This window comes from Alcaligenes ammonioxydans, from assembly GCF_019343455.1.
GTDB lineage: Bacteria > Pseudomonadota > Gammaproteobacteria > Burkholderiales > Burkholderiaceae_B > Alcaligenes > Alcaligenes ammonioxydans.
Genome location: NZ_CP049362.1, coordinates 323,096 through 345,705, shown reverse-complemented (window position 1 = coordinate 345,705; position 22,610 = coordinate 323,096). Strand labels below are relative to the sequence as shown.

The window sequence follows — 22,610 nt, the reverse complement described above, 5'->3', positions numbered from 1 at the left end:
CATGGACTGGTCCTGCGATCAGCTTGGCGAACGCGAACGCTACCGCTTGTTGGTCAACACCGTGTTGCCGCGCCCCATTGCCCTGGTCACCACCTGTGACCCGCAAGGGCGCGTGAACACGGCCCCTTTCAGTTTTTTCAATGTGATGGGCTCAGAGCCTGCCGTCTTGGCGCTGGGCCTGGAAAACGACGCGCACTCTGCCGATGGCCTGAAAGACACCACCCGCAACATCCTGGCAACAGGACAGTTTGTGGTGAACCTGATTAGCGCGAAACTGGCACACGCCATGAATATCTGCGGCATAGCCTACCCGACCGGACAGGCCGAGCACCTGCAAGCGGGCCTGGATCTGGCCCCCAGCGCACAAGTGCAGCCGCCCCGTATCGCCCAATGCCCGGTGCAGTTTGAATGCCGCTTGCACACTGCACTGGACCTGGGCCCGCTACGCCATATCGTCATTGGCGAAATCCTGCATCTGCACTGCGACGACGCCATCCTGACGCCTGACGGGCGCATTGACATAGCCGCTTACGACCCGATCGGGCGCCTGCATGGTTCGGACTGGTATGTCGGCCTGCAAGGCCGCTTTCAATCAGAAAAACTGAGCCATCACAACGGGCCGCCGCCCATCCAAACCTAAAAACATCATGAATCGTCGCCCTCATATCTACGTTCTGAACCCCAATTCCAGCCAGATCGTAACGGATGGCCTGGACCGTGCCGTCCAGCCCCTGCGTCTGGCCGATGGCCCGGCCATCTCCTGCCTGCGCTTGCCCCAAGGCCCGGCGGGTGTACAAAGCCAAACCGATATTGACACCCTGATTCCTCACCTGCGCGCCCAGGCCCTGAGCGTCCAAGAAGACGCCGCCGCCTATGTGGTGGCCTGCTTTAGCGACCCCGGCCTGTACACTTTGCGCGAAGCGGTGGATGTGCCTGTATTGGGCATTGCCGAAACCGGCGTGCTGACCGCCTTGACGCTGGGCCAACGCTTTGGCGTGCTCTCCATATTGCAGGCCTCCATCCCGCGTCACCTGCGCTACTTTGGGGCCATGGGCGTCACCGACCGCCTCGCTGCCGATCTGGCCATCAATATGAGCGTGTCAGAACTGGCCGACAAGCAAAGAACCCTGCAAGGCCTGACAGAAGTCGGCCGGCGTTTGCGTGACGAGCACGGTGCTGATGTGGTGGTACTCGGCTGCGCGGGCATGGCCAGTCAACGAGAGGCGCTGGAGCAAGCCTTGGGGATTGCCGTCGTGGAACCCACGCAGGCTACCGTGGCCGTTGCCCTGGGTCGTTGCTTGCTAGGCTGGTAAGTGTCGATGAATGCCCCTCCAGAATCGAGCGGTCTGGCAAGCGCACGGCGTCTGCTCCAGGCTCGCCACGAACACCGCCCCATCCAGGACTGGCCCGAAGCGCTACGCCCGGTGTCTTTTGAGCAGGCCTACCTTGTCCAGGCACTGCAAATGGAGGTGTTGGGTCCTATCGGCGGCTGGAAAGTAGGTGCAGCCACCGCAGTGGCCCCCCCTACCTGCGCGCCCCTACCCCTGCGCTTTCGCCATGCCAACCCAACAGAGCCCGTCGGCACGGATCTGGACTTGCGAGGCATGGAAGTGGAGATTGGCCTGATCCTGGGGCAGGATCTACCACCCAGTCACGCCCCGTACTCGCTGGAGCAGATCTGGGAGGCGGTCAGCCAAGTCTGCGTGGCGGTCGAAATCGTAGAGTCCCGCTTTGCGCAACGCGATACGGTAGGCCGCCTATCCACCTTGGCAGATCTGGCCAGTCATGGTGCGCTGGTCTATCAAGCCCAAGGCAAGGCGGCACAGGACAGGACACTACTCCAGCCGCAGTGGGCGCGCTTGCAGGTCGGACAGCACCCCCCCCTACAAGGCCCAACTCAAAACCCCGCTGGCGAGTTGACGCGGCTGCTGATCTGGCTGGCAAATCAAGGCAGCCATCATGGCGGTGGATTGCAAAAGGGACAAGTCATCATCACCGGCTCTTGCCTGCCCATGCTGTATGCCACTGCCGGAGACCGGATTCAGGCGGCCATTCAAGGGCTAGGCGAACTGGACTTTATCTGTGCCTGACACCAGCGGAAGCGGCCTGCCTATCGGATAGCACCGCAAGTGGGCTTTTACTCTCTATGATGTGTACTGCAAAAAGTACACGGGCGCGATCCATTGCCGCCCCGCCACCCCAACATTCGGAGAAAGGCCCCATGAGCAAAAACGAAATCACCTGGTCCAATGGTCAATGGAGCGACACCAGCGCCCCCTTGATTGGCGCTACTGACCACGCTTTCTGGATGGCCACGACGGTGTTTGACGGTGCCCGCTCCATTCAGGGCCATACGCCGGATCTGGACCTGCACTGTGAGCGTCTGAACCGTTCGGCCATCACCCTGGGCATGGAACCGGTGATGACCCCCCAACAGACCGTCGACCTGGTACACGAGGGCCTGAAAAAACTGTCCCACACGACGGATTACTACATCAAGCTGCTGTATTTCGCACCCGGCGGTTTTATCCAGCCTGATCCGTCAACGAGCCAACTGGCCATTCATATTTTTGAATCTCCCATGCCGGACGACAGCGGCTTTAGCGCCACATTCAGCGAGTTCCTGCGCCCCGATCCCTCCATGGCTCCCACCGATGCCAAGGCGTCCTGCCTGTACCCCAATACCCAGCGTATCTTGCGCGATGCCAGCGCACGCGGTTTTGACAACGCCATCGTGCTGGACTCCAAGGGTAAAGTGGCTGAGTTTGCCGTCGCCAATTTGTGGATTGTGCGTGACGGCATCGTGCTGACGCCCGAACTGAACGGCACATTCCTGAACGGCATTACCCGCCGACGTGTACTGCTGCTGCTGCGAGATGACGGCATGGAGGTGCGGGAAGCCAGCCTGACGCCACAAGACGTGTTGGAAGCAGATGAAGTATTCAGCACTGGCAATTACGGCAAGGTCCTGCACTGCAATCGCATTGACGACCGCCACTATGCTCGTGGCCCGGTTGAAACCCGTGCTCACGAGCTGTACATGGCGTATACCGAACGCAATTAAGGGGCGAACAGACTCGCCGCCCCCACGAACACCGGGGGCGGATGAGTCTTGAGCCTGAACAACTGGGTGTCCGGGACAGGCTCTGCCCCTGGAAAAACGGCTCAATCATGAGCCGTTTCGTAATCAAGCCTGCGAATCAACCGAGCATGGGTCCAGTGGCTCATTGGCGACCGGGGCACTTTCCTGCAGCGCCTGCGCCTGCTTCATCTGATGGAGCAAGCTATGCAGCATCTCGGTGGACAGACCGTGCAGCACCAGGCGGTAGCCAGCTCGCAAGGTCGACATGGGCACCAGAGGGTGGCCATTGTTCACCAGAATCAGGTGCTCAGGAGCCTGCAGGATCTTGGCCGCGTAAATGCCAATGGTCTCATCCAGCTGCAGGGAGTTGGCCGCGCGCCAGAAGTCGTTATCGGTCAGCAGCAACTGATACAAGGGCGTGAACAGTTCGATGGCACTTTGCAGGTCCACCTTGTTCAAGGGACCTTGGGGCATATCCTCCAAGGCCAGGGGCACGGGCTGAATCATGGAAAAATCCACCCGCTCCGGCGGGCCAATTTCCTGATGATTGTCCCGCAACGCCTGATTGAGACGGATGACGAAATTGAACAGGTTCAAATCGTGCTTCACAAAGGTGTGATCCCGCAATTCGTCCAGATTCATGGGCGTGAGCGGCGTGGTCGGCACCGAGGTGGGGGAGTTGGCGGCAATAAAAGCCAGCACCTGTGAGCCCAGGTGAAAGTGTCGCAAGATCAGCCAGTTTGCCTGAGGCGAAACAAAACGCTTGAGGCCCCACACCAAAATGCGGTGCAGCAGGCCCGAGTGCGACCATTTGCGCGGCAAAAAGGTTTTAACGACCTGAATCAGCACAATCGTCAAACGGGCCAGGGGCCGCAAAAACGGCAACAAATACTGGCGCGAGGACGAGCTGGAATCAGTCAGCCAGGCCTGCTTGACCTCGTCTGGCAAGGGGGTGCTGCGATCCAGATACAGGGCCCGCCAGGGATTGGGGTCCTGCGGGTCATGCGGTTTGCTTAAAAAATCCGGGATGGGGTCCATGTCTTAATACTCTTTCGCGTATTGGAACTGCATCAGATACAAGGCGGCGGTACGACGCGCGGTGTCAATAATAATCTGCTCGGCACGGCCTGTTTCATCGCAGTCCAGGGCCAATTCCACCGCCACCAGCCATCGGGCCAGATGATGCTCGTCATTCATGCCGTGATAGTGCAGGAAGCGGTACATATCCGGCTCCAGCGACAACGCGGATTTGAGCAAGGGCAGCAGGGCCGGCACAATGCGCTGACCGGTACCTTCAATAATGTAGATCGCGCCCAGCAAGCCAATCGGGTCCTGGCTGGCCGCCAGAGCATGCAAATAGGAATTCAGCGCCTGACCGCCTGGATTACGCGTCAATTGCTCTATCTCGGTAGCGGTACCGCCTGCGTGCCGGTAGTCCTCGAACAGAATGTTGAAATCATCCTGCTCTTCGCCAGCATGCAGGCGAATCAGCTCTGCCAAGGGCGCGTAGGCGGGTGATAAGGAGTCGCAGGCTTCACGCATCCATTTAGCCCCTTCCCGTACTTGGGGAATCCAGTCGGCCATCCATTTCTGATAATCCTGCATCCGGATAGAGCCGTCGTGCAGGCTGCGCAGCAAAGGCGTACGCCACACTTGCGAACGATAGTCATGCCAGATAGGGGCCAATTGCGTCAACAAGTCGCGCAAACCTTGTGGGGCCGTGGCAGGGTCGTGCGGGGGAGCGATGTCCACCAGATCGCAGGACGCCACCGCCGCCTGCTTGGCAGACGGGTAGGACACGGCGGGGGCCGGTGCATCGCAGGCCTCCACTTCCAGTAGCATGTAGGCCGTCATGAAGCGACCCGACTCGGGCACGTAGCACAGGATTTGTTCGCCGGGCGTCAAGGTCCGATCGCGCATGAACTCGGCCAGCATGATCAGAATCGAGGCTGCGCCCGTATTACCGCGCCAGCGCAAATTGCTGTACCAGCGCTCGGCAGGAATACCCAGGCCTGCCTGCTCCAGCAAGTCCGCCACCACGGGCAGGAACTTCTCGGACGAGTAATGGCACAGGAAATGGCTGATGCGCTCAGGGTCAACCCAACCGTCTCGCACCAGTTTTACGTATTCGTGAATTCCGATATCGAACAAATGAGGCAGCAAACGGATATCCTGACGCAAGGACAAGGCGCCATCCTGCTCCGCCTGAGACCAGGAGTCGTAATCCAGATGGCTGCGCGTCGAATCACGCGCCGCGCCCAGCTGCATGCATACGGGATAATCGCCGGAAAAGGATTTTTGATGAATCCAGCGCAAACGCAAACGCACACCGGCCTGCGTGGTAGGCAGAATCTGATCCTGGTGGCTGAGTAACGCAGCTCCCGCGCCATCGGATAACATCCAGCGCAAAAAATGGGAGTCAAAATCTGCCTGATAATCTTGTGACGCAAAGCGCGAACGGCGGAACAAGCGCGAGGGCATTTCACTGGCTACTGCCACACCGTGACGGTGTGTGCCCAGCTCAATCCCTTGGGCAACAGCCTGCAGCGCCGTGACACCCGCGGCACAGATCCCGTGAACGGAATGCACTTCCAGGGGCGGGGCCGCCAGCTCTCCCTGAATGGCATTGGCAAAACCGGGCATCAGCAAGTCCCCGCCCGAGGACCCGCTGGCCAGCAGGCCCACATCCGCCATGGTCAAACCTGCCTGCTCCAGGCAGGCCCGCACGGCATTAGCGGCCATGGTGGCATTGCTCCAGCGCGTACTGCCATCCTCCCCAATGGCGTAATAGCGCTGCGCAATACCGTTTTCGGCCAGAATGCGCTGCTTGATGCGCCCTGAAATACGGTTCAGCGGGGCGATAAACTTGTCCATTGCGGCGTTGTCGACCGGCTCGCCGGGCATAAACCACTGAGCCTGATGAATCACGACCTGATCAAAGGCCACGGGCATAACACTACTCCTGATTACACGCCATCACGCCAATGCGTTGTCTGGCCCACGGCGTTCATGGTTTGACTGCGGTAGCGGGGCACGAACAGACCCAACACAAAAACACGCAGCATATAGGGCACCAGCCCCCCTTCATTCAAGGTCTCGGGGGTGCGGGCTCGGTATTCGGTATCGTGCAGCCGCTTCAGCTCCGACCAATGCGCACGCGAATGCTCATGGTGGGCCACATGCAGGCCGATATTAAAAAGCAAGGGGTTGACCAGCCCCTCAAAATTGCGCGCGTAGCTCAATTGACCGCCCTGATGGGCCTGATGACTGCCATCGGCATGGGCATGCTGTAGATAATTGGTGGTCAGGAGCCAGTGCAAACCATGCAGCTGCGGCACGATGACGTATAAAAAACCCTTGACTGGGTCCAGGGCCAGGGCAAGCGTCCAACTCCCCAGCCACAGTCCGTACTGCGCCAGGCAATAGCCCCAGACACCCGGCCAGTGTCGGCGCAGGCGGCCCAGCCAGGCATAAATTGCCGGATACAGCGCAAGCACGGCTTCAAAGGGGTGCATCAACCAGCCCAGGGCGTCGTTGGTATCGCCACGCCAGAAGCGGTAGGTACGAGCCACGTCTTTTTGTCCATGTTTATAGCGATGATGATTGCAGCCATGCGCCGGCCAGAACACGCAAGCGGGATGGCCCTGTAACAGGGTCAGCCAGAAATCCGTCAGGCGATTGGGCAGACGGCCTCGCCACATGCGCACATGATGATGATTGTGGTTGATGACACCCATACCCAGTGTCAAAAACAGCAGCAAGCCATACAGAATCCAGGAGAAGCCACCCCGCCACAGCGCGACCACCACGACCGGGTAGACAATCAGGTACAGCAGGCTTTGCCAGTCACGCGGGTGACGTAAACGCCACGCAGCACTCATCCCCGCGCCTCCTCGGGGCGATCAGGCAGGCGCGTGCCAAACAGGCGGTCCATGAAACTGAACTGAAACCCATAGTTCCCGTTGTACTGGGCATGATGACGCTGGTGACGACGACTGGCGGCCAACCAGTTCCGGCTGGAGACATGGGGGAAAAAATCGTAATTGGAGTGGCCTATGCAATTGAAAAACAGGCTGAACAGGGGCACCGACAAGAGCGACCAGAAGCTGAAATCATGCACAACCATCGGCAACAGAATCACATTGCCCAGCATCAGAGATTCAAGCGGGTGAAAGCTGTAGGTGGAAAACGGCGTCACCACCACAGAAGAATGATGCGGGCCATGATAACGACGCAACCAACGCGTGTGCAGCAAACGGTGATTCACCCAGAAATGCACATCGTTCCAGATCATCAGGGCCAGAATTTCCAAGGCAATGCGGGTGGCGCTGGCGTCCGGCGTCAACCGCGCCCAGCCCAATTGCAGCAGCCCCCAGGGGAACACCATGCCCAGGCCGAAAATCAGAATGGCCGATCCCGACTGCTTCAGTTCCCGGCGCAGTTGACCGGGCCGCAACGGACGCGTATCGAGAGGACGCCCCCAGCCCACAGCCGGCAAGAGCCATCGTGTCAGCGCCAGGGTTACCAGTGCAAACAGCAGGTAGATGCCGCCGAAAAACAATAAGCCCACGCCCATTACCTGCCAGACGCTCAAGGCCTGAAAAGCCTGCCCCATTCCACTCTCTACGTAACAAAATGTGCTAATGCTAGCGCGGTCAGAAAAATCACGTTTGTTAATTTAGTTACTAATTGCTTGCCGCCGTCCAGGCGGCCCACGCCAGGCCGACTTGCAGCAGCCCGGCGCGGGAACAACAGCCGTGTACTTCTGCTCCGTGGCAGTGCCATTGAGAAGCCGGTACTCACCCAGGGCGCCTGTGTGAGGAATACACAACACAGCAGAACTTGATCTTGCGCTTGCCTTGAACTTGTCCGCATACGATATACTGAGTCGTCACAGACTTTCCCTAGACACCATGAGACGTTGGTTCGTCGTCGTCTTACTTCTCATCCTACCCCTGCAGGCTTACAGCTCTCACTACCACGCAACCGTGCAAGGTGGTCAGTCCGCCTTATTCGCTCAACACGAATCGGATGCGGCCGAGCCTGTGGACCACCGAGTCAAATCCGGAAAGCATCCTTTGCAGCAGCTCAGCGCCATTTTGGCGCATACGCCCATGCAACAGTACGCTGACCATGCGGATACCCCTTTGCCCTGCCCGGTTCAGTCGTTCTGGCTGCATGCCTGGCCTTCGGCTTGCCCGCCTTATTCCCTGCCCGCTATTTGCTGCGAATTCGCCCCCGAGCATCGTCCACCACGAGTCTGACTCCTGACGCGCCCCTGCGCCCTGCTTGTTTTGCGTTTTTGCACTTATTTCTCTGTCTAACAGGACAACATCATGGAATGGCTACTCGATCCCAGCATATGGGTCGGCTTATTAACTCTGGTGGTGCTGGAGATTGTTCTCGGCATCGACAACCTGATCTTTATCGCGATTCTGGCCGATAAACTTCCCCCGCATCAGCGTGACCGTGCTCGCCTGATCGGCCTGTCTCTGGCGCTGATCATGCGTCTGGGTCTGCTGACCATCGTCTCCTGGCTGGTTACCCTGACCACGCCGCTGTTCTCCATTGGCCCGCTCAGTTTCTCGGGGCGCGACCTGATCTTGCTGCTGGGTGGCCTGTTCCTGCTGTTCAAGGCCACCAGCGAGCTGCATGAGCGTCTGGAAGGCGGCAGTCACCACGCCAGCACCAACAAGGCTTACGCCAGCTTTGGTGTGGTGGTGGCGCAAATTGTGGTGCTGGATGCCGTGTTCTCCCTGGATGCGGTGATTACCGCCGTGGGGATGGTGGACGAACTGCCTGTCATGATGGCGGCCGTTATCATATCCATCGGTTTGATGATCTGGGCCTCCAAACCACTGACCACCTTCGTGAACAATCACCCCACCGTGGTGGTGCTGTGCTTGAGCTTCTTGCTGATGATTGGTCTGACGCTGACCGCCGAAGGCCTGGGCTTCAAGATCCCCAAAGGCTATCTGTACGCCGCTATTGGCTTTTCCATCCTGATCGAGTTCTTCAACCAGATTGCCCGCCGCAGCCTGCTGCGTTCGGAGTCGCGCCGCCCTTTGCGTGACCGTACCGCCGAGGCCGTGCTGCGCATGCTCAGCAACCGCAAGCATGAAGACAAGGATGAAAGTGGCAGCGAGGGCCAGCCGGATCTGGATGAACAGACCTTCCGCACCGAAGAGCGCAATATGGTCAGCGGTGTACTCAGTCTGGCCGAACGCCCCATCCGCTCGCTGATGACCCCTCGCCAGGAAATCACCTGGCTGAACATCGAAGACACCACCGACACCTTGCGTCAACAGTTGCGCGCGACCCCCCACAGCTTTTTGCCCGTCTGTCAGGGAGATCTGGACCAGGTCGTCGGTGTAGCGCGCGCCAAGGACCTGCTGGCGGATCTGGACGAGTACCCACAGGTCAAGCTGTGGCCGGATCTGCGTGAACCCATCATCGTGCACGAGCACACCGATGTGCTGAGCGCGATTGCCATGCTAAAGCAGTCCAACGGCCAATTCGTGCTGGTCACTGACGAGTACGGCGCCATTGAGGGCTTGCTGACACCCATCGACATTCTGGAAGCGATTGCCGGCGAGTTCCCGGACGAGGACGAGCAGCCTGCCATCCAGCAGATCGGCCCCAACCTGTGGCAGGTGGACGGCAGCATAGATCTGCTCTTGCTGGCCCAGGCGGTCGAAGCAGACGATCTGCTCCTGAAAGACAACAGCTTCAACTCGGTCGCCGGTTTCCTGCTGGAGCGTCTGGACTCCCTGCCCACCGTGGGCACGGTCGTTGAAGCTGAGGGCCTGCGCTTTGAAATTACCGAAGTCAGCCAGCGTCGTATCGCCACGGTACACGTCAGCCGCTTGCACGTAGCGGAGCAAGCGCAGGAATAAGGGCGACCACGCTACACAGCGGCCGTACTGGAGCGGGTCTGCAGGAACGCCTCCAGGTCGCAAGCAAACAAGGCCAGGGTATTACCCTGGCCTTGTTACCTATGACAGGCATCCTCTGCGCTGTATGTAGCTCTTGTTGTTCACGAATGCCGGCAGCGACCGGCATTCGCTGCCCTGTTGTGACGAGGACAAGGGGGGCGTACCAAAATCAGGCGCGACTTAGCAGAGCAATCCCGCCGGGAAGACGCATTGCATCCAGACCGTAGAGCTGCTGCAAGATGTCCAGCGCCTCCGACAAATTATCCAGACTGACCCCGAAGCTGACCAGGATAGAACCCAAGGACGCGTCCCGTAGAATCACGTGCCCGGCCCAATATCGGTTCAGCTCGGCCACCACCTGGGACAAGGGCTGTTCATGAAAGACCAGCCGGCCCTGGCGCCAGGCAGGAAAATCCTTCTCCAGAACGGTTTGCACCGCGCTGATGGTGTGGCGTCCGTAGACCAGCCTCTCGCCGGCCGCCAGACGATAACCCTGTCCACCGAAATCCACCTGGGCGCTGCCTGACAAACACGTCACCTCGGTTTCGCCATTCACATAACGAATATTGCTGCGGCCGTTAAAGGTCTGAATGGACCCGGCACCAGCAAACACGGTACAGACCGATGCCGAACGTTCGGACTGGCGCACTTCCACTTCGCCCTCAAGCAAGGCCACGACCCGGCCCAGATGTGGATCATCGCTGACATTCAAACGACTGCGCGTATTCATGTCCAGCCAGACATGATCGAGCAACTGCACGCGCCGCTGCTCACCCGCACCGGTACGGTAATCGGCACGCAAATCTGCCAGCGAGGGCCACAGTTGCAACGGTGGCCTGGCGACCAGGTATAAACCGCCACCCAGCAGCAGGCCGCCCAGCAAGGCACGGCGCAAAGGCCGATGGCCACGTTTTTGGGTCAGCTTGGCCTCACGTAGCCAGTCTTCGCGATGCTGGGGCATGGCATCCCACAGTTCGCGAGCATGAGCAAAGGCGGACGCATGGGAAGGGCTGCGGCCACACCAGCGGCGCAGCTCCCGAGCCTGACGAGAGGTCAGCGAGGACGTTTTCAGGCGGCTGACCCAAGCTCGTGCCTCTTTGTGCAAGGTGTCTTCATCCAGATTCAAGGCAGTAGCGGGGTTCATCAACAATGAGTAAAAAAACGCGACACACCGGTCGCAGAGCGTCATCCAAACGTTTTATCCCGTCGTTTAAACGGATAAAAAGCGAAATTCAACGGTAAGCGTAAATTGTCGGAAACTGCAGGCCCTATCGTCAAGCGATAGGCCGTCATAAAGGGTAAAGCCTAGGTTTGGCAGCACTGCATCACCTGCTGGCGCAACCAGGCGTGGGCTGGGTCAGTGTGGCGGCGACGATGCCAGACTTGCTGAAACAAGACGGGGGGAATGGGCAGGGGGGGCTGGAAAAACACCAGTCTGGCCTGATCGCGTAAATGCTCGGCACTACGACTGGAGACTGTCAGGATCAAGTCCGTGCCCTCCAGCACCTGGGCCGCTGCACTCCAGTGCGGCAAGGAAAGCACAATCTGCCGGTGCAGGCCATGCTGGCTCAAGGCCTTGTCGACCTCGCTCTCGCCGCCGGGGCGCATGGCCAGCAACACATGTGGACGCTGCAACCACTCGTCCAGGCCCAGGGGCTGCCCGCCGCTCAGGCTGGCTTGATCAGCGATGCAGATCAAATGCTCATCAAACAAAGTCTGCGCCTGCAAGCTGGCCGCCATTTCCGAGAACACGCCAAAGGCCAGATCAATCTCACCATCACTGAGTTGGGCCAGCATGGCCTCGCGGCTGGCCTGGCTTACCGCCAGCCGAATCCCCGGTGCCTGCTGTCGTAAACGTCGCATCAGGGGCGGCAGTACGATTTGCGCACCGTAATCAGACATGGCCAGACGAAATTCACGTTGCTCGCTGACCGGGTCAAAGCCCCCCGTATCCAGCAAAGCATTGAGCTGCTGCAAAGCCTGTTCCAAGGGACGCTGCAATTGCAGCGCCATCGCTGTCAGCTCCAGCCGCGAGCCTCGACGTATCAGCAAGGGATCGTTAAACACCTGGCGCAAGTGCGCCAAGGCGTGACTGACCGCAGGTTGGCTTTTATGCAGTCGATGGGCAGCACGCGTCACATGCTGCTCCGTCAACAAGGCATGCAGGCTTAGCATCAGATTCAGGTCTATACGACGTAGCTCATCCATAGAACGAATAATGACTGTGCGCACTATCAATTTCAATAAGTTTTACGAATAGTGCAAGATAAGGTTTTACCTTCTATGGAGAGTTGTCTATGTCCGGTACCGCTTTGATAAGCCTGTTCGTGGCTGTTTTTGCGGGAACGGTGGTGCCGTTCCAGGCTGCCAGCAATGCCATCCTGGGAAAAATGCTAGGTCACCCACTCTGGGCCACGCTCGTGTCCCTGTCCATCAGCGCCGCCTTGGTTCTGCCCACGCTTTGGCTGATGCGCGCCCCCGCACCGGTGACCGCACAATTGGCCCAGGCGCCCTGGTGGGTTTGGACGGGCGGAATTGGCGGGGTGATCTACATCAGCGCGGCCTTGATCCTGACCCCACGAATGGGCGCGGCCAGCTTTATTGTGTGCGTCGTGGCCGGGCAAATGCTCAGCTCCATGCTGATCGACCACTATGGCCTGATGGGTTTGAATCCCCGTCCCGTACCTATGGGCCGCATCCTGGGCGTGCTGCTGATTCTGGCCGGAGTGGGACTGGTGCAATGGTTTACCCCCTCGGCACCCACCGGCAAGGCCTCGGGCCCAGACGCCACAGCCGAGCACGGCGAAGCTCTGCCAGAGAATCAGGCGATAGCCCGAGAGTCGCCAACCAACACGCCGCCCCGCGCCTGAAGCCGACTCAGGCCCGCTTGCACTGAGAACGGAACTGGCTGCACCACCAAAAACCGGCTGACAAGGCCGCTGCCGCCAGCATGCCCAGCGCCAGCAACAAACCGCTCTCAAACAGGAGCGGGGCCACTACGCCGGACACGGTAGCAAACAAGAGCATTTGCCAGGCACTTTGTACCGAGGAGGCCAGGCCGCGCATGCTGGGAAATGTCCCCAACGTCACCACGGTCATGCCTGGCAAGGCCATGGACATGCCAAAGGCATAGACAAAAATCGGCATCACCGCCCAGGGCACCTCTGCCTGAAACAGCAGGTTGTACACCGTGTTAAATGCCGCCCCTCCCAGCATCAAGCCCAGGCCCAGGCGGATCATGCGCGCCGGGGCCAGCTTCTCGGCAAAACGCGCATTGATTATCGAGCCACCCAGCATGCCACCAATAAAGGGCAGAAACAGCCAGGCAAATGCCGTCTCCGTCAGTCCCAATACGCCAATCACAAAGCTGGCTGCCGACGAAATGTACAAGGCAAAACCGCCAAATGCGAAGGCAATCGCCGAGATCGCCAACACAAAGCGGCCATTGCTCAAAGCGCGCACGTAATTAGCCAGAATAACCCCCAACTTCAAGGGCTGACGGGAGGCCACGGGCAAGGTTTCAGGCAACTGGCGCCAACACACGGCGATCAGCGCGACGCTCAGCACCGTGAGCATCCAAAATACCGAGCGCCAGCCCGAGTAGCTGCTTAAGTAGCCGCCCAACACGGGAGCAATCGCCGGAGCCAGGCTGAACACCATCGTGATATGGGCAAACAAACGCTGGGCCGTGACGCCCTGCACACAGTCTCGTGCCAGGGCCTGGCCTACCACCCGGCCCGCTCCTGCTGAACAGCCTTGCACCATACGGAAAAACAGCAGCCAGGAAAAACTGGGGGCCAGTGCAGAGCCAATCGAACCGATCAGAAACAGGATCAGGGAGGCCAAAATCACGGGGCGACGTCCAAAACTGTCAGACAACATGCCCCAGAACAGGCTCATGAAAGCAAAACCGAACAGATACAGACTTAAGGTCTGCTGAACCATTGACTGGTCAACAGAAAATTCGACACCAATGCGGTGAAAGGACGGCAGATAGGCATCGGTAGCAAAAGGCCCCAGCATCGCCAACGCCGCCAACACCAAGGTCAGCTTGCGGTAATTCATAGATAGCTTTGGAAAACAGGGAGGGCGCCAGACAACAGCGCAGGGATAGGGGCATGGTACCCCTTAACCGGACCGTACGGACACCTCCGTACGGAGCATAGTGTATCAAACGCCCCAGACAGGATCGAATCCCTGGGAGGCGCCCGGGCCAACGCGCTGACACCGGGATTAACAACCGGTTCAGCGCTTGCCGGGCGAGGGTGTTCCAAACGCCTCGCGGCTGGTCTGCCCAAAGCCGCTTTGGTGCAAAAGACTGCGTTCAATAAAGCGGCTGACTTGAGAGCGCACTTCCGGCAGCCAGGGCCCTTGGTCGAACACCTGTGGAAACTTCATGCTGAACCAGGCGTACAGACTGATCTGCTTGCTCAACAATTCGGCATCCTCCAGACGCGAGGGGCTGGCCGACTTCAGCCAGGAGGGCGCCGGGGGCAGGGCCATCGGCCGTTGCGCCACATAGGCCGACAGGCAACGTTTGAAATAATCCAGCTCGGTATCTTTATCCACCGAGACCGGCGCACAGGCAAAGGTGAACTTCTCGCGCAACTCCAGTTTCGGTGCCAGGCGGTCCACCCAAAAACCCAGCTCGATGGCATCTTTCAGGCCGGCCGTCTGGAACAAAGGACTGTCTGAGGCCACCTTCTGGGCAAAATACTGCAACACCGCGCCAATATTGTTGTTATCCAGCAAAGCCGCCAGCGCCTGGACATGCTCGGGGCTGGGCGCGATGGGCAAACGCAGATCCACACTGGGTGCCTCAGTTTGCAGTTGCGTACGGATGTGGTTCAAGTCCTGCTTGTCCATCGCCCCCACATACCCTTTGGGGTACAGACCGTAGCGGCCGGCACGGCCGGCAATCTGGCGGATTTCGGTGGCGTTCAGGACGCGCATGGAGCGGCCATCAAACTTGTGCACTGTGGAGAACAGCACACGGCGAATCGGCAGGTTCAGACCCATGCCGATCGCATCGGTCGCCACCAGCACATCGGCCTCGCCTTGGGAAAAGCGCTCGGACTCGGTACGACGCACTTCCGGAGCCAGCGCACCATAGATCGTGGCCACTTTCCAGCCTTGGGCGCGGTAGCGGGCACTCAAGGTCAACACATCTTTACGGGTGAAGGCCACCACCGCATCGCCCTTGGACACTCCCTGCGCTTCACGCTGACGATCCTTGCGGCCACGCCAGGCGGCAGGTTGACGCCCTTGTCTGCCCGTGGCGGGCGGTGGCTCAACCGGATAAGGCATCACTTCCAGTGGCGTCTTGCGTTCGGTAAATTCCAGCTCCATGGTCTCTTCCATGGAGCGCACCAGCCGCTCACAAGGGCGCAACACCGAGGCATCGCCACACACAAACAGGGTACGGGCCGGAACACCGACCAAGGCTGCCGTCCAGGCCCAGCCACGCTGCTCGTCTTGCAGCATTTGAATCTCGTCCAGGACGGCCACGCGCACTTCCATCGTGGGGTCCATCATCTCGACCGTGCAGGCGGTGTGCTGGGCGCCGGGCACCATCACGCGCTCCTCGCCCGTCACCAGATTGCAGGGGATGCCCGCATTCATCAAGCGATCGCGCACTTCCATGGCCAGCAGGCGCAAGGGCGCAAGGTAAACCCCCGAGCGGGCCTCCATCAACGCTTCCAGGGCCTCGTGAGTCTTGCCCGAATTGGTCGGCCCCAAACGAAACACCAGGTGACGTCGTATGCCACGAGCCAGACTGAACATTTCCGGGAAATCGCCCAGACGCATCAAGTCCTGGGCACGCTGCTGCTCCACACTCTCCAGAATGCGGCGCACCGGGCCATTGAGCAGACGCTTCTCAAAATCTCCGGCCTCGATTTCCTTTTGCTCGATGCCCTCTTCCAAGGCCATGCGCAAGGCCTTGGCCAGTTCCAGAAACGACGAGCCATCAATCAGGGGGCGCTGGGTTTGCAAAAACGCATCCAGCGAATCTTCCAGACGCTGGGAGAGACGGTTTTGAGCCGCCGTATTGAACAAGACCGCCACGCGCGCCGGCAGACGATCCAGCTCCGAGCCAGTACGCGGCAAAGGCACAGCCGCCTGCATGCGTACATTGGCGCGCCAATGCTGACGCTCGCCCGCTACGGGCACATTCACCGCCAGCCACACATCCTTGTGCCACCACAGACGTAACGGATCTTCCGGGTCGAGCTCGTAATCGCACGCTTCCTGCGTCCTGATCCGGTTCAGTACTTGTTGCTGACGCCATTGCGTGCGGGCGCGGTCAGCGGCTCGCTGATACTGCGCTCGTTCACGATTGCTCAGGGTACTGGCGTGCTGTTCTCGCCATTGTTCAATCTGGCTTTGATCTATCGCAGCCAGTAAATCCGGATGATGGGCGACGCGGTCACGCCCTCCAGCGGCTGCGCTGCGCACTTCCAGCTTGGTACTGGGCAAACGGCGGTCCGCCAGCCACAGCTCATACTCCTGACGGGTAATCCCCAGCAAGGCCATGGTTTCTTCGGAACCGATACACTCCTGCTCCCAAGCCCAACGTTGCTGGCGCTGCTCACGCTGACGTTCCTGACGCTGGGCTTGTGCCTGCAACAGAAACTCCTGCTGCTGGGCATCCAGCTTGAATTCCTGGGCCAACACAGCGGCGCTGGCATTGCGGCCATACACCGTCAGGAACCAATGAGCAGGCTCACCGGCTTGCAGGCCCTCAAAAGCCTCCAGGGTAATGCGTTGCGGCTCGCAACCTTGCTCTTTTAACCATGCCGTCAGACGCTCCTGTGCGTGATCGAACTTGCGCTGCTTGTCGCTTTGTTCTTTTTGCCGCGCCTGTTCACGTTCTTTCTGGGCCTGCTCCCAACGCTGACTACGCTGCTCGCGGTCGCGCTGTTCAGCCTGTAACTGCCACAAATAGGTTTGTGCCAAGGGCAAGCTCTGCCAGGCCTGCAGCAGCGCTTGCAAACGTGATCCACGCTCAGCTTCCGGCCAGTTCTCGCTCAAGGGCAAAGACTGGGACGCGATCGCCCCGGCCAAGCGGCCGCGCTGTTCAAGCAGTTGCTCACGCAAGGCTTCATACGCATCCGCTTCCAGCTTGTCCACGCTCATCTGATAGAGCAAGCGCAAGATGCCAATCACAAGCTCGGGCACCCCTTGAGACGCCAGGCGCTGGTCCGCATCCTTCAAACCCAGTTCGGCAGCGATGATCTGATTGAAAAAAGCGGCATCCTGCGGCAGGCGCCAGGCTTTCAGCCATATCCGCCGTATGCCTGACCGGTCCTGATAACGCGCTTTCTTGGCGACCTGACGAGCCACGCCTTCCAGGCGCGGGTAGTCCAGCCATTGAGGATGGAGCAGCATGCCCGCTTGAGTGGGGACGGGAGAATCGGAAACGGACGAAGCGCGACGCGCAGCCATAGGGCGGGGACCTGAAAATACGGGAAGAAGAGAACGAGAAAGGCAGAAAAGCCGGTTCCAGCAAGCATGAGCAGCATTATACGGGTCTGCTCTAGGACGTTCAGAGAATACAGGCAATCACCGTAATAAACGTCATTGAGGGCAAGAAAACATAGGACAATCCCCGCCCACAATCATCAAGCAAACGAGTCAAAGCAGGCAAAGAAAGTAAACTGGGCTCGCAGCGGATGGCGCAGAGCCAATCACATACGCGGTCCGCCTCGAGGAAACCGTCACACTGCCTTCCTTCGCGTGGGAACGACGGCTTGCACAAGGCATCAAGCACGGCGCCCTCGCCAAGCGCAGCAGCAAAACAGCGGCTCAGCTAAACAAGATCAGCGAGGCCACACATCAGCCAGCCATTCCAGACAGCCTTGCGGCAAGGCGACCCAACCGGACTGACTGTGATTGCAGCCCGGTATCATGCGAAAGCGCGGTTCCCCACCCTGATGCTGAGCCAGCTCCTGCGCCAGCTCGCGCGCGCCATCGACCATGCGGCGCTCCAGCAGACGCTGACGCCGCTGCTCGCGGGCCGGTTCCGGCAGGGCCTCTTCGGCCGGTCCCAGGCGCTGTTCGTATTCGCCGACCGTGATCGACACCGGCACGGTCAAGGCCGCCGGCGGCAGGGGCTGCGCCAGCAATCGGGCCAGATAGGCGTCCCCCCACCACACCGAAGGGCTGGATACCGCCATGGCCTGGAACAGGCCTGGTTCGTGCACCAACGCATGCAAGGCAAACAAACCGGCCAGCGAATGGCCGCACAACAAGCGGCGTTGCGGATCCAGTTGCGCCCTGCCGTGCGCCCAGGGCAGAAACACATCGCGCAGCAAGACCCGGAAATCATCGGCACGCCCGGCTTCGCCCTCGGGTCCGGGCGTGTAATCCTGATCGCGCCAATTTTCCTGGACATAGTCCACGCCCAGCACCGCACCGCACAGAGGCGCCGCACCGGGTACGGCGGCCAGCACCGCCTGAAACTGCGTCTGGTCCAGCACGCAGGCCAGCGGCCAGCCGCTTTCCGGGGCCGAGCCCAGGGGGACGGCCAGGGTCAGGCGATAATGACGCCCCAAAGGCGAAAGATAGTCTAGGTGTTCAAGCTGCATAAAAGAGTCGCGGTGATGACGCCAAAGCGTAGCCGATGAACTATACTTTCTTTCTGCGTAAACGGTTCTCATTCAGAAACTTAATGTCCACATCTGCTGTTCCGGCCACGGCGCTGGCCGACTATCAACACATCCTCAAGCGGCGCTGGCTGCTGGTGGGCGCCCTGATCCTGATCATCATGGCCTCGATTGTGGCCGATTTCATGCTCGGTCCCTCGGGCCTGAGCCTGGGCGAACTCAGCCACGCGCTGTTCAAGCCGGAACAGTCCGATCCGACCACACGTGTCATTGTCTGGGAAATCCGCCTGCCTTATGCACTCATGGCCATGGCCATTGGCCTGGCCCTGGGCCTGTCAGGCGCGGAAATGCAGACCATTCTGAATAATCCCTTGGCCAGTCCCTTCACGCTGGGCATTTCCTCGGCGGCTGCCTTTGGCGCCTCCCTGGCCATCGTGCTGGACCTGTCGCTGCCCGGTGTTCCCCAGGCCTGGACCATTGCGGCCAACGCTTTTGTATTTGCCCTGTTTTCGGCCTTGCTGCTTGACGCGGTGGCGCGCTGGGGGGCGATGAGCACTGCCAATCTGGTGTTGTTTGGGATTGCGCTGGTGTTCTCATTCAATGCGCTGGTCTCGCTGGTGCAGTTTGTGGCCAGCGCCGAAGCCCTGCAAGGGCTGGTGTTCTGGACCATGGGCAGCCTGTCGCGCTCCTCCTGGGGCAAGGTCGGTATCATGCTGGCGGTGTTTGCGCTGATTTTGCCGCTGTCTCTGCGCGATACCTGGAAACTGACCGCCCTACGTCTGGGAGAGGACCGCGCCGCCAGCTTTGGTATCAATGTCTCGCGCCTGCGTCTGGTGTCCCTGCTGCGCATCAGTCTGCTGGCCGCGCTGGCCGTGTCCTTTGTAGGCACCATCGGCTTTGTGGGACTGATTGCCCCGCATATTGCCCGCCGCCTGTTTGGTGAAGATCACCGTTTTTACTTGCCCGGCAGCGCGCTGGTGGGCGGAGTGATTCTGTCGTTGGCCTCGATTGCCTCGAAAAACATGGTGCCCGGCATCATTATTCCGGTCGGCATTGTCACCTCCCTGGTGGGTGTGCCCTTCTTTCTGGGCGTGGTGCTGCGCCGCCAAATAAAGTGAACCATGCTTGAAGTCCACGATCTGAGCCTATCCTACGGCAAACGCGAAATTCTATCCCGGCTGACCATCAAGCCCTTGCAAGCTGGTCAGCTTGTGGCCCTGCTCGGTCCTAACGGCAGCGGCAAATCCACCCTGCTCAAGTCCTTGGCAGGACTGCTCAAGCCCACCACGGGCGAGGTCTTGCTCGATGGCCAGGAACTGAGCGGTGTCAGCTTTGAGCAGCGGGCCCAAAAAGTGGTGTACCTGCCCCAGTCCTTGCCCGCGTCGGTTCACCTGCGCGTCTTTGAATCGGTACTGGTGGCTGCCAATGCCTCGGCTCCCGGTGGCCATGCGCGGGACGTGGACCATGAACACATCCTGCACATCCTGCAGCGCCTGGGTATTGCGCACCTGTCCATGCACTATCTGGACCAACTCTCGGGTGGCCAGAAACAACTGGTCGGTCTGGCGCAAGCCCTGATCCGCAAGCCCACCTTGCTGCTGCTCGATGAGCCACTGTCCGCCCTGGACTTGAACTATCAGTTCCATGTCATGGACCTGCTGGCCCAGGAAACCCACGACAACAATCTGATCACCCTGATCGTGCTGCATGACCTGAACGTGGCCCTGCGCCACAGCGACTACGCGCTGATGATTGAAGGCGGCGGCCTGCTGGCGCAAGGTGAGCCTTCCAAGGTGATTACCCCCCACTCGCTGGCCCAGGCCTATGGCGTGCGCGCCCGCGTGGAAAGTTGCTCGCAAGGTACCTTGCAAATCATTATCGACGGGCTGCAAGAGCCTGTGCTGTGACTTCGGAGAATCCATGAACATCCTGCGCCACCTGCTGCTGTCGCTGTGCCTGCTCCTGCCCTTGGGGGCGAACGCACAGCCCATCGAAGTCACCGATGTCATGGGCCGTACCGTTACCCTGCCCGGACCGGCCAAACGGATTGTGCTGACTCAGGCCCGACACTTTCCGGTGCTGGCGCTGGTTCACCCCGAACCGGCCACGCTGATTGCGGGCTGGTCGGACGAGTTCAAGACCTCTTTTTCCAACGAATATGAACGTTATCTGAAGCACTACCCTCAACTGGCCAACATCCCCGTTGTGGGACGCCATACGGCTGATACCTTCTCGGTAGAGCAAGCCCTGGCCCTGCGCCCCGACCTTGTGGTGCTGACCGCTGCCTTTGCCGGCCTGACGCCCGGCCAGGACACGCGCGACTCGGCCCTGATCCAGCGTCTGACCGCCGCCCAGGTCCCCGTCATTGTCATCGACTTCTTTGTCAATCCGCTGGAGAACACCGTGCCCAGCCTGCGCGCCCTGGGTTACGCCGTTGGTGAGAAGGAGCGCACTGAGGAATTCATCCAGTTTTACGAAGAACACATGCAGGGTGTTGCCCAGCGACTGACGGATCTGCCCCAAGACGATCACCCGCCCGTTTTCGTGCATGCGCATGCCGGCAGCACGGACTGCTGCAACTCGCCTGGCGCCGGCACCTTCAACGACATGATCCGCTATGCAGGCGGCCATAATATTGGCGCGGATGTACTCAAAAGTGCTACCGGCAAACTGAACTTTGAATACATCCACTCCCGCGCCCCGATGGTTTATGTGGCCACCGGCACAGGCGCCGGCAAGCGCAGCACCTCCGGCGGGCTGACCATTGGCACGGGCGTCAGTGAAGATCAGGCGCGTCAAAGCCTGCAGGCCATCATTGACGGCAACCGTCTGCAGGCCTTGCCAGCCGTGCGCAGCGGCAACAGCCACGGTATCTGGCACGCTTTCAACGACTCCCCCTTGCATATGATTTTCATCGAAGCCTTGGCAGGCTGGATTCATCCAGATCGCTTTGAAGGGGTGTCGGCCCTGAAAACGCTGGAAGAAGTAAACCAGCGCTTTCTGACCGTGCCCATGGAAGGCACTTACATGATTGATCTAAAGCCCGCGTCCTAAACCTTCATGTCGCGCCTGATTCCACTGGAGCTGCCCCCCACGGGCGGCCATCCCCATCACGTCCTGTTGCGCCTGCCGGACGGAAAGCCTGCACAAGGCCCTCTGCCTGTGCTGTGCCTGCTTGATGGTCAGTGGACCTTGCCACTGCTGGAAGAAAGCGGCCACCCCGCCTTGCAGCGCTGCGCGATTCTGTCGCTGGGCTATCAAGGCGATCGCGATCAGATCACCCGTTACCGCGCACTGGACTACACCCCGCCCGGCCCGGACGGCGGCTTATGGGAAGATCCGCGCGTTCCCGAGTGGCAAGCCGGTGGCGCACCCGCCATGATCGAACAAGTGCGCAGGGCTCTGGCCTTGGCCCAAGGAGTAGCGCCCGCACTGACCCGTGCCCGTATCAGCCTGTACGGCCACTCCTACGCGGGTCTGTTCGTGCTGTACGCCCTTAGTCAACAGAGCCTGCCCATCCATCATTATCTGTGCGCCAGTCCGTCCTTGTGGTGGCGCGATCCCCTGATCTGGACTTTGCTGGAGCAATTGGGCAAGCCGGTACAGGTGGATATTCTGGCCGGTGCCTCCGAGGCCTGGTATCCGCTGAGCGCTCAGGCAGCGGGCCCGGAAGGACGCAAAAATGGTGTACCTACCCTGCCCACCATGCGACAACTCCAAGCGCACTTGCAAGCCCAAGGCATGCAGGCGAATCTGCATGTTCTGCCCGGCGCCGGCCACGGCCACGTTCTGGCACAAGCCACCTTGCGAGCCCTGGAACTGGCTTGTGGCGCGGCTTAGCCGTGTTCTCCCGGCGCGCAGGACGCGCGTTTTCACTTCATATCCAAGTTTTCCCGCCCTAGGGTAACTCCCCCCATTTCTCCCCTTGTTTTAGGCCTCAACTTCTTTTAGTCTGTATTTATATGCAAGTGCATAGAAATTACAAAA

20 protein-coding genes are annotated in these 22,610 nt (G+C 59.9%); 11 read left to right on the top strand and 9 right to left on the bottom strand.

Annotated features, from left to right (window positions below; translation table 11 throughout):
• Position 1: 1 nt before the first annotated feature.
• The 4 genes from FE795_RS01545 to FE795_RS01530 all read left to right on the top strand — a co-directional run bounded on the left by FE795_RS01545 (position 2) and on the right by FE795_RS01530 (position 3,064).
• Entirely contained in the window at positions 2-640 is a 639-nt protein-coding gene (locus FE795_RS01545; protein WP_219235493.1) for a flavin reductase family protein, read from the top strand.
• A 7-nt stretch (positions 641-647) separates the two neighbouring features.
• Positions 648-1,313, top strand: a complete 666-nt coding sequence (locus tag FE795_RS01540; protein ID WP_219235490.1) for an aspartate/glutamate racemase family protein — start codon at positions 648-650, stop codon at positions 1,311-1,313.
• Positions 1,314-1,319: 6 nt separating this feature from the next.
• Positions 1,320-2,090: a fumarylacetoacetate hydrolase family protein gene (locus tag FE795_RS01535; protein WP_219235488.1), complete on the top strand. Its 771-nt coding sequence runs from the start codon at positions 1,320-1,322 to the stop codon at positions 2,088-2,090.
• Positions 2,091-2,221: 131 nt separating this feature from the next.
• Complete coding sequence (locus tag FE795_RS01530) at positions 2,222-3,064, top strand: branched-chain amino acid aminotransferase (RefSeq protein WP_219235486.1); 843 nt, start codon at positions 2,222-2,224, stop codon at positions 3,062-3,064.
• A gap of 123 nt (positions 3,065-3,187) precedes the next feature.
• Here FE795_RS01530 and FE795_RS01525 read toward each other — a convergent pair whose 3' ends face one another.
• From FE795_RS01525 to FE795_RS01510, 4 genes are read right to left on the bottom strand one after another with little or no spacing between them, the layout of a single operon-like run.
• Entirely contained in the window at positions 3,188-4,120 is a 933-nt protein-coding gene (locus tag FE795_RS01525) for a DUF6999 family protein (protein ID WP_219235485.1), read from the bottom strand.
• A 3-nt stretch (positions 4,121-4,123) separates the two neighbouring features.
• A complete protein-coding gene (locus tag FE795_RS01520) occupies positions 4,124-6,034 on the bottom strand; it encodes an iron-containing redox enzyme family protein (protein ID WP_219235483.1) in 1,911 nt (636 codons plus the stop codon).
• A 14-nt stretch (positions 6,035-6,048) separates the two neighbouring features.
• Positions 6,049-6,963 carry a fatty acid desaturase gene (locus FE795_RS01515; RefSeq protein ID WP_003804385.1) on the bottom strand — a complete coding sequence of 305 codons (915 nt, stop codon included), beginning with the start codon at positions 6,961-6,963 and terminating at the stop codon, positions 6,049-6,051.
• Entirely contained in the window at positions 6,960-7,697 is a 738-nt protein-coding gene (locus FE795_RS01510; protein WP_003804387.1) for a sterol desaturase family protein, read from the bottom strand. Before FE795_RS01510 ends, FE795_RS01515 begins: the two co-directional genes overlap by 4 nt.
• Positions 7,698-7,995: 298 nt before the next feature.
• Between FE795_RS01510 and FE795_RS01505 the strand changes: the two genes are divergently transcribed.
• Together FE795_RS01505 and FE795_RS01500 are read left to right on the top strand one after the other, a co-directional pair.
• Positions 7,996-8,346, top strand: coding sequence for a hypothetical protein (locus FE795_RS01505; RefSeq protein ID WP_131071202.1), 351 nt, complete (start codon positions 7,996-7,998; stop codon positions 8,344-8,346).
• A gap of 72 nt (positions 8,347-8,418) precedes the next feature.
• The gene (locus tag FE795_RS01500) at positions 8,419-9,978 is read left to right on the top strand and encodes a TerC family protein (RefSeq protein WP_003804393.1); all 1,560 of its coding nucleotides are present in this window, start codon (positions 8,419-8,421) and stop codon (positions 9,976-9,978) included.
• A gap of 208 nt (positions 9,979-10,186) precedes the next feature.
• Here the strand turns inward: FE795_RS01500 and FE795_RS01495 are convergent, their stop codons facing one another.
• Positions 10,187-11,161 (bottom strand): FecR family protein, encoded by a 975-nt coding sequence (locus FE795_RS01495; protein WP_230406236.1) that lies wholly within the window; start codon positions 11,159-11,161, stop codon positions 10,187-10,189.
• 161 nt (positions 11,162-11,322) lie between these two features.
• Positions 11,323-12,225 carry a LysR family transcriptional regulator gene (locus tag FE795_RS01490; RefSeq protein WP_219236088.1) on the bottom strand — a complete coding sequence of 301 codons (903 nt, stop codon included), beginning with the start codon at positions 12,223-12,225 and terminating at the stop codon, positions 11,323-11,325.
• Between the two features lie 89 nt (positions 12,226-12,314).
• On the opposite strand from FE795_RS01490, the gene FE795_RS01485 reads away from it, so the two are divergent.
• Positions 12,315-12,887, top strand: a complete 573-nt coding sequence (locus FE795_RS01485) for a DMT family transporter (RefSeq protein WP_131071201.1) — start codon at positions 12,315-12,317, stop codon at positions 12,885-12,887.
• Between the two features lie 7 nt (positions 12,888-12,894).
• Here FE795_RS01485 and FE795_RS01480 read toward each other — a convergent pair whose 3' ends face one another.
• The 3 genes from FE795_RS01480 to FE795_RS01470 form a co-directional block, all read right to left on the bottom strand.
• Complete coding sequence (locus FE795_RS01480) at positions 12,895-14,082, bottom strand: multidrug effflux MFS transporter (RefSeq protein ID WP_003804414.1); 1,188 nt, start codon at positions 14,080-14,082, stop codon at positions 12,895-12,897.
• Between the two features lie 180 nt (positions 14,083-14,262).
• The gene (locus FE795_RS17185; protein WP_230406235.1) at positions 14,263-17,463 is read right to left on the bottom strand and encodes an SUV3 family DEAD/DEAH box RNA helicase; all 3,201 of its coding nucleotides are present in this window, start codon (positions 17,461-17,463) and stop codon (positions 14,263-14,265) included.
• 374 nt (positions 17,464-17,837) lie between these two features.
• A complete protein-coding gene (locus FE795_RS01470) occupies positions 17,838-18,605 on the bottom strand; it encodes an alpha/beta hydrolase (RefSeq protein ID WP_219235479.1) in 768 nt (255 codons plus the stop codon).
• Between the two features lie 83 nt (positions 18,606-18,688).
• On the opposite strand from FE795_RS01470, the gene FE795_RS01465 reads away from it, so the two are divergent.
• Genes FE795_RS01465 through FE795_RS01450 form a run of 4 tightly spaced genes read left to right on the top strand, consistent with a single transcriptional unit; the run spans position 18,689 to position 22,463 of the window.
• Entirely contained in the window at positions 18,689-19,741 is a 1,053-nt protein-coding gene (locus tag FE795_RS01465; RefSeq protein ID WP_003804421.1) for a FecCD family ABC transporter permease, read from the top strand.
• A gap of 3 nt (positions 19,742-19,744) precedes the next feature.
• Complete coding sequence (locus tag FE795_RS01460) at positions 19,745-20,530, top strand: ABC transporter ATP-binding protein (RefSeq protein ID WP_131071200.1); 786 nt, start codon at positions 19,745-19,747, stop codon at positions 20,528-20,530.
• 13 nt (positions 20,531-20,543) lie between these two features.
• On the top strand, positions 20,544-21,677 hold the full coding sequence (locus FE795_RS01455; protein ID WP_003804426.1) for an ABC transporter substrate-binding protein: 1,134 nt from the start codon (positions 20,544-20,546) through the stop codon (positions 21,675-21,677).
• Positions 21,678-21,683: 6 nt separating this feature from the next.
• The gene (locus FE795_RS01450; RefSeq protein ID WP_003804428.1) at positions 21,684-22,463 is read left to right on the top strand and encodes an alpha/beta hydrolase; all 780 of its coding nucleotides are present in this window, start codon (positions 21,684-21,686) and stop codon (positions 22,461-22,463) included.
• Positions 22,464-22,610 lie beyond the last annotated feature (147 nt).